This is a genomic window from Kytococcus sp. HMSC28H12 (genome assembly GCF_001816045.1).
Taxonomy (GTDB): domain Bacteria; phylum Actinomycetota; class Actinomycetes; order Actinomycetales; family Dermatophilaceae; genus Kytococcus; species Kytococcus schroeteri.
Genome location: NZ_KV824642.1, coordinates 1 through 13,678, shown reverse-complemented (window position 1 = coordinate 13,678; position 13,678 = coordinate 1). Strand labels below are relative to the sequence as shown.

The 13,678-nt window shown below is 71.1% G+C and carries 10 protein-coding genes and 1 tRNA gene; 2 read left to right on the top strand and 9 right to left on the bottom strand.

Annotated features, from left to right (window positions below):
• Window positions 1-41: 41 nt before the first annotated feature.
• The 4 genes from rpoB to rplJ form a co-directional block, all read right to left on the bottom strand.
• Window positions 42-3,527: a DNA-directed RNA polymerase subunit beta gene (gene rpoB / locus HMPREF3099_RS10160; protein ID WP_070705854.1), complete on the bottom strand. Its 3,486-nt coding sequence runs from the start codon at window positions 3,525-3,527 to the stop codon at window positions 42-44.
• 392 nt (window positions 3,528-3,919) lie between these two features.
• On the bottom strand, window positions 3,920-7,438 hold the full coding sequence (locus HMPREF3099_RS10155) for an ATP-binding cassette domain-containing protein (protein WP_070705853.1): 3,519 nt from the start codon (window positions 7,436-7,438) through the stop codon (window positions 3,920-3,922).
• Window positions 7,439-7,574: 136 nt separating this feature from the next.
• Entirely contained in the window at window positions 7,575-7,964 is a 390-nt protein-coding gene (gene rplL, locus HMPREF3099_RS10150; RefSeq protein WP_070705852.1) for a 50S ribosomal protein L7/L12, read from the bottom strand.
• Window positions 7,965-8,053: 89 nt separating this feature from the next.
• Complete coding sequence (rplJ, locus tag HMPREF3099_RS10145) at window positions 8,054-8,677, bottom strand: 50S ribosomal protein L10 (protein ID WP_070705851.1); 624 nt, start codon at window positions 8,675-8,677, stop codon at window positions 8,054-8,056.
• A gap of 340 nt (window positions 8,678-9,017) precedes the next feature.
• On the opposite strand from rplJ, the gene HMPREF3099_RS10140 reads away from it, so the two are divergent.
• Window positions 9,018-9,428 carry a hypothetical protein gene (locus HMPREF3099_RS10140; RefSeq protein WP_070705850.1) on the top strand — a complete coding sequence of 137 codons (411 nt, stop codon included), beginning with the start codon at window positions 9,018-9,020 and terminating at the stop codon, window positions 9,426-9,428.
• A 112-nt stretch (window positions 9,429-9,540) separates the two neighbouring features.
• Here the strand turns inward: HMPREF3099_RS10140 and rplA are convergent, their stop codons facing one another.
• The 5 genes from rplA to HMPREF3099_RS10115 form a co-directional block, all read right to left on the bottom strand.
• A complete protein-coding gene (gene rplA, locus HMPREF3099_RS10135) occupies window positions 9,541-10,236 on the bottom strand; it encodes a 50S ribosomal protein L1 (protein WP_070705849.1) in 696 nt (231 codons plus the stop codon).
• A 102-nt stretch (window positions 10,237-10,338) separates the two neighbouring features.
• Entirely contained in the window at window positions 10,339-10,770 is a 432-nt protein-coding gene (gene rplK, locus HMPREF3099_RS10130) for a 50S ribosomal protein L11 (protein WP_070705848.1), read from the bottom strand.
• A 122-nt stretch (window positions 10,771-10,892) separates the two neighbouring features.
• Entirely contained in the window at window positions 10,893-11,696 is an 804-nt protein-coding gene (nusG, locus tag HMPREF3099_RS10125; protein ID WP_070705878.1) for a transcription termination/antitermination protein NusG, read from the bottom strand.
• Between the two features lie 104 nt (window positions 11,697-11,800).
• Window positions 11,801-12,094 (bottom strand): preprotein translocase subunit SecE, encoded by a 294-nt coding sequence (gene secE / locus HMPREF3099_RS10120; protein ID WP_168168518.1) that lies wholly within the window; start codon window positions 12,092-12,094, stop codon window positions 11,801-11,803.
• 41 nt (window positions 12,095-12,135) lie between these two features.
• Window positions 12,136-12,208 (bottom strand) — tRNA-Trp (locus HMPREF3099_RS10115).
• Window positions 12,209-12,392: 184 nt separating this feature from the next.
• On the opposite strand from HMPREF3099_RS10115, the gene HMPREF3099_RS10110 reads away from it, so the two are divergent.
• Window positions 12,393-13,625: a pyridoxal phosphate-dependent aminotransferase gene (locus tag HMPREF3099_RS10110; RefSeq protein ID WP_070705876.1), complete on the top strand. Its 1,233-nt coding sequence runs from the start codon at window positions 12,393-12,395 to the stop codon at window positions 13,623-13,625.
• Window positions 13,626-13,678 lie beyond the last annotated feature (53 nt).

Below are 13,678 nucleotides of genomic sequence, written 5' to 3'. Positions count from 1 at the left end.
TCTCTCGTGTTCCGGGGGCTAGAGGGTTCGCTCGGGTCTTCTCAGACTTCTTCGACCGAGCTCGGCTCACGCCGGCTCAGGTCGATGCCGAGCTCCTCCGCCGCGCGGAAGACCTCCTGGTCCTGCTCTCGCAGGTCGATGTTCTGGCCGTCGGTCGAGAGGACCTCGACGTTCAGGCACAGGGACTGCATCTCCTTGATGAGCACCTTGAAGGACTCGGGGATGCCGGGCTCGGGGACGTTGTCGCCCTTGACGATGGACTCGTACACCTTGACGCGGCCGGTGACATCGTCGGACTTGATCGTCAGCAGCTCCTGCAGTGCGTAAGCGGCGCCGTAGGCCTCGAGGGCCCACACCTCCATCTCACCGAAGCGCTGACCACCGAACTGCGCCTTACCACCCAGCGGCTGCTGCGTGATCATCGAGTACGGGCCGGTGGAGCGGGCGTGGATCTTCTCGTCCACCAGGTGGTGGAGCTTGAGGATGTACATGTAGCCCACGGACACCGGGTCCGGGTACGGCTCACCGGTGCGGCCGTCGAACAGCTGCGCCTTGCCCGAACCGTCGATGAGGCGCTGGCCGTCGCGCGAGGGCAGCGTCGAGTCGAGCAGACCCGTGATCTCCTCCTCGCGGGCACCGTCGAACACCGGGGTGGCCACGCGGGTCCACGGACCGGCCTCCTGGTGCTCCTCGGCAAGGTTCTCGGCCCACTCCGGGGTGCCCTCGATCCTCCAGCCGTTGGCCGCGGCCCAGCCGAGGTGCAGCTCGAGCACCTGGCCGACGTTCATGCGGCTGGGCACACCCAGCGGGTTGAGCACGACGTCCACCGGGGTGCCGTCGGGCAGGAAGGGCATGTCCTCGACCGGCAGGATCTTGGAGATGACGCCCTTGTTGCCGTGACGGCCGGCGAGCTTGTCACCGTCAGTGATCTTGCGCTTGTTCGCCACGTGGACGCGCACCATCTGGTTCACGCCCGGGGGCAGCTCGTCGCCCTCCTCGCGGTCGAACACCTTGACGCCGATGACCGTGCCGGTCTCACCGTGGGGCACCTTCATGGAGGTGTCGCGCACCTCGCGGGCCTTCTCGCCGAAGATGGCGCGCAGCAGGCGCTCCTCCGGGGTCAGCTCGGTCTCACCCTTGGGGGTCACCTTGCCGACCAGCAGGTCGCCGTCGCGGACCTCGGCACCGATGCGGATGATGCCGCGCTCGTCCAGGTCGGCCAGCACGTCGTCGGAGACGTTCGGGATGTCCCGGGTGATCTCCTCCGGGCCCAGCTTGGTGTCGCGGGCGTCGATCTCGTGCTCCTCGATGTGGATCGAGGAGAGGGTGTCGTCCTGCACGAGGCGCTGCGACAGGATGATCGCGTCCTCGTAGTTGTAGCCCTCCCACGGCATGAAGGCCACGAGCAGGTTCTTGCCCAGGGCCATCTCGCCATTGTCGGTCGACGGACCGTCGGCGATGAGGTCGCCCTTCTCCACACGGTCGCCCGCCGAGACCACGACCCGCTGGTTGTAGCAGGTGCCCTGGTTGGAGCGGTTGAACTTGTCGATGGCGTAGTTCAGGTAGGTGCCGTCGTCGTTCGTGACCTGCACCAGGTCGGCCGAGACGGACTGCACCACACCGGCCTTGTCGGCGCGGACCACGTCACCGGTGTCCAGCGCGGCTCGGTGCTCGATGCCGGTGCCCACCAGCGGGGCCTCGGCCTGCACCAGCGGCACGCCCTGGCGCTGCATGTTGGCACCCATGAGCGCGCGGTTGGCGTCGTCGTGCTCGAGGAAGGGGATCATCGCGGTGGCCGCGGACACCATCTGGCGCGGGGAGACGTCCATGTAGTGGACCTCGTCGCGCGGCACGAACTCGACCTCGCCGCCCTTCGAGCGCACGAGCACGCGCTCCCCGGCGAACTGGCCATCCTCGGTGAGGGGCGCGTTCGCCTGGGCGATCACGTAGTCGTCCTCCTCGTCCGCGGTCAGGTACTCCACGTCATCGGTGACGTAGCCCTCCTTGACCTTGCGGTAGGGGGTCTCGACGAAGCCGAAGGGGTTGATGCGGCCGTAGGACGCCAGCGCACCGATCAGACCGATGTTCGGGCCTTCCGGCGTCTCGATGGGGCACATGCGGCCGTAGTGCGACGGGTGGACGTCGCGGACCTCCATGCCGGCGCGGTCACGGGACAGACCACCGGGGCCCAGCGCGGACAGGCGACGCTTGTGCGTCAGACCGGCCAGCGGGTTGTTCTGGTCCATGAACTGCGAGAGCTGGCTGGTGCCGAAGAACTCGCGGATCGCGGCGACCACCGGGCGGATGTTGATGAGCGTCTGCGGCGTGATGGCCTCGACGTCCTGGGTGGTCATGCGCTCACGGACGACGCGCTCCATGCGCGACAGGCCGGTGCGGACCTGGTTCTGGATCAGCTCGCCGACCGTGCGCAGGCGGCGGTTGCCGAAGTGGTCGATGTCATCGGTCTCGACGCGCAGGTCGACCGCCTCGCCGTGGCGCACGCCCTCCATCGTGGTCTCGCCGGCGTGCAGCGCGACGATGTACTTGATGGTGCGGACGATGTCGTCCACGCCCAGGGTGGAGTCGGTGAGCTCGGCGTCGATGCCCAGCTTCTTGTTGATCTTGTAGCGGCCGACCTTGGCCAGGTCGTAGCGCTTGCCGTTGAAGTAGAGGTTGTCCAGGAGGTTCTGGGCGGCCTCGACCGTCGGGGGCTCCCCCGGACGCAGCTTGCGGTAGATGTCCAGCAGGGCCTCGTCCTGGTTGGCCGTGTGGTCCTTCTCCAGCGTCGCGCGGATGGACTCGTACTGGCCGAACTCCTCGAGGATCTGCGCCTCGGTCCACCCCAGCGCCTTGAGCAGCACGGTCACGGACTGCTTGCGCTTGCGGTCGACACGGACACCGACCATGTCCTTCTTGTCGACCTCGAACTCCAGCCACGCACCACGGCTGGGGATGATCTTGGCGGAGTAGATCTCCTTGTCGGTCGCGCGGTCGAAGGAGCGCTCGAAGTAGACGCCCGGCGAACGCACGATCTGGGAGACGACGACACGCTCGGTGCCGTTGATGATGAAGGTGCCGCGCTTGGTCATGAGCGGGAAGTCGCCCATGAACACGGTCTGCGACTTGATCTCACCGGTCTCGCCGTTCATGAACTCGGCGGTGACGAACAGGGGCGCCGAGTAGGTCATGTCCCGCTCGATGCACTCGTCCTCGGTGTACTTGATCTCCTCGAAGCGGTGCTCGGAGAAGCTCAGCGACATGGTCTCCGAGAAGTCCTCGATGGGGGAGATCTCCTCGAAGATGTCCTCCAAGCCCGAGGTCAGGGAGATGTCGGTGCGGCCGGCGGCCTTCGCCTCGGCCACCCGCTCCTGCCATGCCTCGTTGCCGAGGAGCCAGTCGAAGCTCTCGGTCTGGAGCGCCAGGAGGTCCGGCACCTCCAGGGGCTCGTGGATGCGGGAGAACGACAGACGCCCGGAAGCGGTGCGTGCGGTCGAGACGTTCTGGTCAGCAGTGCGCGAGGCAGCCAAGGAGTGTCCTTCCTCAAGGCCGTGCATGTTCGGTGCGGTCACGCCACCGCGGGAACTCCTCCCCCGCACCGGTCGGCCTGCGCCCCCGCCGGGCGGTCACGGATCCCCACACGCGAGGCGGAGGTGTCGGCGGACGTCTGGCGCGCGGGCGTCGGGGGTGGGGTTGGAGACAAAGGGGCAGCGCAACGAGTCACAGTACACCCCTGTCAAGGGCCCGTCAAACGCCGACGACGTGCCGCCGCCTTCCCCCGGCGTCGGTCCGCGTCGTGGGACCGCCCCCGCCCCGACGAGCGGTTGAACTGTGCCCCACACCACCGGCCCCGGTCAATCCCGACACGCACCCGGGGCCTGGGTCCGGACCGCCCTGCCCGGCCCGGCCCGGACCCAGGTGCTCACCCCGCGAGGTGCCCCCACTGGCGCTCGAGCTCGCTCCACGGGCCGGTGGCCACCACGCGCCCGCCGCGGAGCACCGCCACCCGGTCCGCCCGCTGGAGGGCCGACCGCTTGGACGTGGCACCCACCACCGTGGTGCCCCCCGCGCGCAGGGCCTCCCAGAGCTCCACCTCGGTGCGGGCGTCCAGCGCCGACGAGACGTCGTCGGCCAGCACCAGCTGCGCGTCCGCCGCCAGTGCACGGGCCAGCGCCAGGCGCTGCACCTGGCCGCCGGAGAGGCGCACCCCACGGTGGCCCACGAGGGCCTCGGAGCCGCCGGCCGCGGTGAGATCCGGGCCAAGGCGGGCCACGTCCACGGCCGCCTCGACCGCACGCTCGTGGTCGAGCCGGAGGTTCTCGGCGAAGCTGCCCGAGAGGACCCGCGGGACCTGCGCGACCCAGGCCACCTGACCGGGGCGCAGGAAGGTCTCGGGGTCGTCGACGGCCCGGTCGTTCCAGCGCAGCGTGCCGCGGGTGTGCTCCAGGCCGGCCAGGCCCCGCAGGAGGCTGGACTTGCCGGAACCCACCGGTCCCACGAGGAGCACGAGCTCGCCGGCGTGCACCGTGAGGTCCACGCCCTCCACACCGACCGTGCCGTCGTCGTGGACGACGTCCAGCCCCTGGAGCGTCAGCGCCCGCAGCGGCTCCACCTCCACGGGTGCGGGACCGGGTGCCCGTCCGGACACGAGGTCCACGCCCTCGGGGAGGGACACCAGGTCGCGGCCACCGGCCATGCCGTGGGTGGCCTGCTGCCACGAGCGCACACCGGGGGCCTCGGTGATCACCGCACCGGCCACCTGCCCGAACCAGACGAACCCGAGCACGGTGCTGGCCACGAGCAGGGTGGTGGAGAGGTCCCAGTACCCCTGCTGGTGGGCCCACCAGGCGCCCACGGCGGCCAGCTGGAGCAGGATCGGCGGCAGGCCCTTGAGGCCTGCGGCCACGCGGTGCTCCAGGACCGCGGCCTCCACGCGGCGCCGGTCGAGTGACAGCAGGTGGCGGCGCACCTGGGGCATCCGCCCGGAGAGCTTCACCGTGCGCGCGGACTCCAGGGCGGAGCCGACCGCACGCCCGAACTCGGCCCGCAGGGCGGAGGCCGCCGTGGCCGACCGGCCGGCCAGGGGCCGCCCGAGGGCGGAGACCAGGGCCGATCCAGCGAGCACGGCCAGCAGCACCAGGCCGCTCGTGGCGTGCCCGGAGACGAGGGCGGTGAACAGCGCGATGAGCAGACCGTTGACGAGGTCCACCCACCGGTCGGTGTAGCGAATGTACCGCTCGCCGTCCATGGCCCGGGCCACCACCTCGCCGGGCGGCAGCTTCTCCGTGCGTCGTTGCTCGGTCTGCCCCACGAGCACGGCCATGCGGATGCGCAGCATGAGCTCCACCCACCACCGGGGGTAGCGCAGGATCGCCGCCCCCAGCAGCAGCGGGGCCGAGACCAGCAACACCACGATCGCCGTCACCCACCCCCACGGGGAGCCCCCGGAGGCGAGCACCTCGACGAGCCGACCCCAGGCCCAGGCCGTCCCCGCTCCGACGGCGCCGGTGAGCGAGAGCGCGAGGAACAGCGGGATGGACACCAGGCCCCAGGCCGGCCGCGCCGTGATGGCGCGCCAGACCGCACGGGCCAGCGACGGTGCGCGGCCGGCGTCGCGGGTGGGGGGCGGCGTGGTGAGGCGACGGGCCGTACCCACCGCGTGCTGGGTGGCCTCGTCCTCGGTGGGGTCGGGCTCCTCCTGCGCGGCGTGGTCCCCGGCGGTGGCCGCGCGCAGGAGGTCGCGGAAGGCGCCGTCGTCGGCGGACAGCTGCGCGTGGGTGCCGTGCTGGAGCACGCGACCGTCCTGGAGCACGGCCACGAGGTCGGCCCGCTCGATCGTCCCGAGCCGGTGGGCCACGAGCACGCCGGTGCGCCCCGAGAGCAGGCGCTCGGAGGCGCGCACCACGCGTTGCTCGGTGACCGGGTCCATCCGGGCGGTGGCCTCGTCGAGCACCACCACCTGCACGTCACGGGCCAGCAAGCGCGCGAAGGCGAGCAGCTGCTCCTCCCCCGCCGAGAGCGTCAGGCCGCCCGGGCCGAGCAGGGTGTGCAGGCCGTCGGGCAGCGCGGCCACCCAGTCGGTGAGACCCAGCTCGTCGACGACGGCCTGCACGTGCTCGTCGCCGAGGTCCTCGAAGAGCGTGATGTTCTGCGCCAGCGTGCCGGCGAGCACCTCGGTGCGCTGGGTGACCGTGCCCACGCCCCCGCGGAGGGCCGCGAGGTCGGTGGTGCCCACGTCCTGCCCGCCGAGCAGCACGGTGCCGGCCGGGGGCTCGATGGCGCGCGTCACCATCGAGGCGAGGGTGGACTTGCCCGACCCGGTGCGCCCCACCAGGGCCAGCGTCTGGCCGGCCGGCACGTGGAGGTCGATGCCCCGCAGCGCGAAGGTGCCCTGCCCGTAGGAGAAGTCCAGGTCGGCGAAGCGCAGGTCGAGCGGCCCCTCGGGCAGCGGGTCACCCCCGACGGGCTCGGCCTCGGAGGCGATGGCCTGCCGCACGCGGATGACTGCTCCCATACCGGCCTGGAGCTCCGGCAGCTGTTCGGACAGCTGCGACATGACGCCGACGAAGCGGCTGCTCACGAGGAAGAGGGTGACCAGCGCGGAGATGCCCAGGTGCCCGCCCTCCACGGCCCAGGCACCCCCGACCACGAGCACCACCATGAGCAGCTGCAGCACCAGCCCGCTACGGAGGATGACCGCGACCTCCTGGCCCAGCACCGCCCGGAAGCGGCGGTGGACCTCGGCGGAGAGCTCGGCCAGGCGGCGCACGGCGAACGGCTGGCCGAGGCTGGTGCGCAGGTCGTCCCGGGCGGCGATGCCCTCCTCGAGGGCCGCGGCGTGCGCGGTGAACGCGGCCTCCTCGTGCACCTTGAGCTCGGCGATCCGGGGCAGCAACGGGCGCACCACGAGCAGGGTGGCGGCGCCGACCACCGGGAAGAGGAACCAGGCGGGCCACCAGGTGAGCCCGGCCACGACCCACATCGGCACGACGGCCACCAGGGTGGACAGGACGTTCCACAGCATGTCCCGGCTCAGCGAGCCGATCTCCGTGGCGTCGTCGTCGATGCGGTCGAGCAGCTCACCGACCGCCTGGTCGCCCAGGGCCGCCACCGGTTGCGCGGTCACGGCGGTCAACACGTCGCGGCGCAGCTCGCCCTCGGCGCGGTCGACCTCCCCCACCCACAGCAGGCGGCCCACGGCATCGAGCACCACGCCACCCACGAGGGCCAGGGCGAGCCACCCCACGAGGGGCGCCTGCGGGTCCTGAGCGAGGCGACCGGCCAGGACGGCCCCCACGGACTGGCCCACGCCGCCCACGGTCAGCACGGCCAGCGCCACGGCGGACGCCGGCGTGAGCAGGCGTCGCCAGGTGACGGGACGCGCGGTGGCGCCGGCCCGTCCGGCAGCGTGGACGGCGGTGGGGCGCGAGGGGTCGGGCATGGGGTCAACCTATGCCCCGGCACCGACGAGCTCACCTGGTTTTCCGCACCCTCCGGACATGCGACAGCGGGCCCCACCGTGACGGTGGGGCCCGCTGTGACCGCAGTGCGGCGAGGGGGTCAGTGACCCCCGGAGATCACTTGATCTCGACGGTGGCGCCGGCGCCCTCGAGGGCCTCCTTGGCCTTGTCGGCCTCCTCCTTGGAGACACCCTCCAGGACGGGCTTGGGGGCGCCGTCCACGAGGTCCTTGGCCTCCTTCAGACCCAGGGAGGTCAGACCGCGCACCTCCTTGATGACGCCGATCTTCTTGTCACCGGCGGCAGCCAGGATGACGTCGAACTCGGTCTTCTCCTCGGCGGCGGCGCCGGCGTCGCCGCCAGCGGCCGGGGCCGCACCAGCAACCGCGACGGGGGCGGCGGCGGTGACCTCGAAGACCTCCTCGAACTGCTTCACGAACTCGGAGAGCTCGATCAGCGTCATCTCCTTGAACTGCTCGATGAGCTCGTCGTTGCTGAGCTTGGCCATGGTGGCTTCCTTTCGTTACTGCCGTGAGTGGCGTGCCCGGCGGGCCGGGCGAGTTGTGGTGGCTGGTCGCTGGGCGGGAGCCCGGGCGATCAGTTGTCGTCGCCACCCTCGGCGACGTCGGTGGTGGACTCCTCGGAGTCCGCGGCAGCGTCCTCGGCGGGCGCGTCCGCAGCGGCCGGGGCGCCGGACACCGGGCCCTCGGTCTCGACCTTCTGACGCAGGGCCTCGGCCAGACGTGCCATCTGGGCCGGGGCGCCGTTGAGCAGAGCGGCGGTGTTGGCCATCGGAGCCTTCATCGCACCGGCCAGCTTGGCCAGCAGCGTCTCGCGGCTCTCCAGGCTGGCGAGCTTCTCGATGTCGGCGGCGCTGAACGCCTGGCCGTCGACGAGACCAGCCTTGAGGACCAGGGCCTCGTTCTCCTTGGCGAAGTCACGCAGGCCCTTGGCCACCTCGACCGGGTCACCGGTGACGAAGGCGATGGCGGTGGGGCCGGACAGGTGACCGTCGAACGCGTCGACGCCCACCTCGGCCGCCGCACGGGCGGTCAGCGTGTTCTTCACCACGGAGTACGTCGCGTTGCCGCGCAGCTTGGAGCGGAGCTCCGCCATCTGCGCGACGGTCAGGCCGCGGTACTCGGTCAGCACGGCCGCGTTCGAGTCGCGAAGCTGAGCCGCGATCTCGGCGATGACGGCATCCTTCTCGGGATTCGCCATGTGGGCCTCCTTACAGTGGTGGTGCCGGGCCCCACGAACGAAAAAACCCCGTGCGCAGGCACGGGGCAAACTCCTCGACACCCCGCGTCGACACCCTCACGGGCGGACGCAGCGGTCCGGGAACTCGTCTCACACCTACGCGGGCCGTCCGTCGAGCGGAACCTTCGGTGGTGCTCCCACTCCGTCTCCGGCGTGCGGGCACCAACGACCGGCGGTCATTGGTCAGGCAAGAGTAGCGGAGGCCCACGCCGCGCACCAACTCGGCAACGGTGAGGCCGCTCACCCCGTCCCATGACGGATGTCATGCCCCACGAGCCCGCCCCCGCTCAAGACTGGGGCCATGCGAACCCCGCTCCTCTGGACCCTGACCCTCGGCACCGTGCTCACCCTCGGCCTGGCCGTCCACCGTGTCGACGCCCTGACCGTCGAGTCGGCCCTGCCCGCACTGCTCGTGAGCGCGCTCAGCAGCCTGGCGCTCATGGTGGCCGCGTGGTTCGCGCCGCTGAAGGGCGCCCGCAGCACCGCCGGCACGCCGCTCGCCCCGTGGGACACCCGCTGGAACGAGCGCAAGGTGCAGCAGCTCGGCGCCGCGACCGCCGCGACGCTCGGCCTCACCTGGCTCAACGTCCTCGACCCCGGCATGGCGCTGGTGACGGGGATCGTCGTCGCCCTGCTGTTCGGGTTCATGACGGGGCGTTCCGAGGAGGAGCCCCAGCACGAGGCCGACACCCCGGACGGACAGGGCGCCTGACACGGCCCGCCACCACCGGACACCCCGGGACCGACGACGCCGAAGGGCCCCTCCCGAGCGGGAGGGGCCCTTCGCGGTGCTCACGGCCGCGGCGAGACCGTCACGGGGTGGCTCAGGCGTCGGCCTTGGCACCCAGGTCCAGCGGGATGCCGGGACCCATCGTGGTGGAGAGCACCGAACGGGTGATGTAGCGACCCTTGGCGGCGTTCGGCTTCAGGCGCATGACCTCGTCCATCGCGGCGTTGAAGTTCTCCACCAGCTGGTCGGTCGAGAACGACGCCTTGCCGATGATGAACTGCACGTTGGCGTGCTTGTCGTTGCGGAACTCGATCTTGCCGCCCTTGATGTCGGTGACGGCCTTGGCCACGTCCATGGTCACGGTGCCGGTCTTCGGGTTCGGCATGAGGCCACGCGGACCCAGCACCTTGCCCAGACGGCCGACCTTGCCCATGAGGTCCGGGGTGGCGACGACGGCGTCGAAGTCGAGCCAGCCGCCGGCGATCTTCTCGACGAGCTCGTCGGAGCCGACGTGGTCGGCACCCGCCTCGCGAGCGGCCTCGGCCTTGTCACCGTTGGCCAGCACGACCACGCGGGCGGTCTTACCGGTGCCGTTCGGCAGGTTCACGGTGCCGCGGACCATCTGGTCGGCCTTGCGCGGGTCGATGCCCAGACGCAGGGAGACGTCGACGGTGGAGTCCCACTTGGTGGTGGCGATCTCCTGGGCCAGGGCGATGGCCTCACGGGGGGTGTAGGCCTTGCCGGCCTCGATCTTCTCCGCTGCGGCGCGGTAGTTCTTGCTGCGCTTCATGGTTCTCTCCTCGGGAAAGGGGTGGGAGTCGTGGTCGTGCGGGCCAGCGCCGGCCCTACCACTGGGGCGCGGTGACGGCGGGTGCCGTCACCGCAGGGGGCCTCAGCCCTCGACGGTGATGCCCATGGAACGGGCGGTGCCGGCGATGATGCGCTTGGCCATGTCGAGGTCGTTGGCGTTGAGGTCCTTCATCTTGGTCTCGGCGATCTCGGCCACCTGGGCGTCCGTGATCTTGCCGACCTTGTTCACGTGCGGCTCGCCGGAACCCTTGGGCACGCCGGCAGCCTTCTTGATGAGCTGGGCGGCCGGCGGGGTCTTGGTGATGAAGGTGAAGGAGCGGTCCTCGTAGACCGTGATCTCCACCGGGATGATGTTGCCGCGCTGCGACTCCGTGGCGGCGTTGTACGCCTTGACGAAGTCCATGATGTTGACACCGGCGGCACCGAGCGCGGGACCGACCGGGGGCGCCGGGGTGGCGGCGCCGGCCTCGATCTGCAGCTTGATGAAGCTGGCGACCTTCTTCTTGGGGGCCATGTTGTTGCTCCTTGGTCGTGGGCCGACGCCGTGGGCGATGACCCGGTTGCATCGCCACCGCCGGGCGGTGGCAGGTCAGGACCCCGAGGGGTCCGGGTGCGGGGCCGCGGCCCCGCCGCGCGTCAGATCTTGGAGACCTGGTTGAACGCGAGCTCGACCGGGGTCTCCCGGCCGAAGATCGAGACCAGCACCTGCACCTTGCGGGCTTCGACGTTGATCTCGGAGATCGTGGCAGGAAGGGTCTCGAACGGACCCTCCATGACGGTGACGGCCTCGCCGACCTCGAAGTCGACGAGCGGCATCTGCGGGGTGCCTGCCTGCGGCTCGACCGTGGTGGCGCCCTCCTGCGAGCCGGCGGCCGCCTCGGCCTGGGACTCGAAGTCGGGGGCCATCATGTCGAAGACCTCGTCCAGGCTCAGCGGCACCGGGTCGGTGGCGTTGCCCACGAAGCCGGTGACGCCCGGGGTGTTGCGGACGGTGCCCCAGGAGGCGTTGGTGAGGTCCATGCGCACCAGGCAGTAGCCGGGCATGCGCACGCGCTCGACCGTCTTCTTCTGGTTGTTCTTGATCTCGGTGACCGTCTCCATGGGCACCTCGGCCTGGAAGATGTAGTCCTCCATGTTCATGGAGACCGCACGCTGCTCCAGGTTGGCCTTCACGCGCTTCTCGTAGCCGGCGTAGGTGTGGAGCACGTACCAGTCACCGAACTGGTCGCGCAGCATGGCGCGGAACTCCTCGGCCTGGTCCTCGGCGGTGGGGGCGGCGTCCTCCTCGGACACCTCGGCGGCGTCGTCCGCGGCCTCGGCCTGCTCACCCTCGACGGTGGCGTCGGCCTCCGGGGCCTCGACCTCGTCGGCCACAGCGGACTCCTCGACGGCCTGGTCGGCCTCGAGCTCGGTCGCCTGGTCGGGCGTCTCCTCGGACATGCTCTGGTTCCTCCACGTGTGCTGGTTGCCGGTGCTGGGGCGGGCCTCGTCGGCCACGGGCGCGGGGCCCGTCGGCATCGACCCCGGGGGTCCTGCGCCGGGCCTCAGCCGAAGACGAGGTCGATCAGGCGCGAGAACAGCTGGTCGAGTCCGAAGACGAAGGCCATCATCGCCCCCACGAAGACGAGCACCACCAGCGTGTAGCTGACGAGCTCCTCGCGCGTGGGACGCACGACCTTGCTCAACTCGTCCGCGATCTGCTGCAGGAACAGCACGATGGAGTTGAAGAAGCGGGAGACCGGGTTGCTCCCCTGGGCCTTCCGCTCACGCAGGGGGACCTCGGAGTGGTCGGCCGGGGCCGTGCTGCGCTCGGCTGCTGCCGCGCTGGGCTCGGTCACGCTCACTCCTTCACGTGCTGGTTCCGCGGGGACGGACTGCGCAGGGCATGAGGGACTCGAACCCCCAACCCCCGGTTTTGGAGACCGGTGCTCTACCAATTGAGCTAATGCCCTTCGGCGGCCGGTGGGTCGACCGCCGTGGTCGGCGCACGGTGGTGCACCGACCGGGCACTCTACTGCAGGGCGGCACCTGATTTCCACCCGAGGCCCCTGCCGCCCCCTCGGCGGTGGTTCCGCGCCCCGGCCGGCACCCCCACGGGGCCCCGGCCGTGCGGGGCCGGCTGCCAGAATGGCGGGCATGACAAGCGACCAGTCCCCCGCCCAGCAGCCCGCCCGAGTGTCCCGCCGCCTGGCCGCGATCGCCGAGTCCGCGACCCTGGCCGTCACCGCGAAGGCCAAGGAGCTCAAGGCCCAGGGCCGACCGGTCATCGGCTTCGGCGCCGGCGAGCCGGACTTCCCGACCCCCGCCCACGTGGTGGAGGCCGCCGCGGCCGCCTGCCACGACCCGGCCAACCACCGGTACACCGCCGCCGGCGGCCTGCCCGAGCTCAAGCAGGCCATCGTGGAGGCCACCGCCCGCCACACGGGCCTGGAGCTGACCCCCCAGCAGGTGCTCGTGACCAACGGTGGCAAGCAGGCCGTGTACAACACCTTCGCCGCCCTGCTCGACCCGGGCGACGAGGTGCTCCTGCCCGCCCCCTACTGGACCACCTACCCCGAGGCCATCGCCCTGGCCGGCGGCACGTCCGTGGAGGTCTTCGCCGACGAGACCCAGGAGTACAAGGTCACCGTCGAGCAGCTCGAGGCCGCCCGCACCGAGCGCACCAAGGTGCTGCTCTTCGTCTCCCCCTCCAACCCCACCGGCGCGGTCTACTCCCGCGACGAGGTCGAGGCCATCGGCCGCTGGGCGGTGGAGCACGGCATCTGGGTGGTCACCGACGAGATCTACGAGTACCTCGTGTACGGCGACGCGGAGTTCCACTCGATGCCGGTGGTGGTCCCGGAGCTGGCCGACACCTGCGTGGTGCTCAACGGCGTGGCCAAGACGTACGCCATGACCGGCTGGCGCGTGGGCTGGATGGCCGGCCCCGTGGACGTCATCAAGGCCGCCACCAACCTGCAGTCGCACGCCACCTCCAACGTGGCCAACGTCTCGCAGCGCGCCGCCGTCGCGGCCCTGAACGGTGGCATGGAGGACGTGGAGCGCATGCACGAGGCGTTCGACCGCCGCCGCCGGACCATCGTGAGGATGCTCAACGAGATCGAGGGCGTGGAGTGCCCGATGCCGGAGGGCGCGTTCTACGCCTACCCCTCGGTCAAGGGCGTGCTCGGCAAGGAGATCCGCGGGAAGCGCCCGCAGACCTCCCTGGAGCTGGCCGCGCTCATCCTCGAGGAGGCCGAGGTGGCCGTGGTGCCCGGTGAGGCCTTCGGCCCCTCGGGCTACCTGCGCCTCTCCTACGCCCTGGGCGACGAGGACCTGGAGGAGGGCGTGGGCCGCATCCAGAAGCTGCTGGCCGAGGCCCGCGACTGACACGGCACCGCACCGATGCCGCAGGGGCCGCCCACCACGCACGTGGTGGGCGG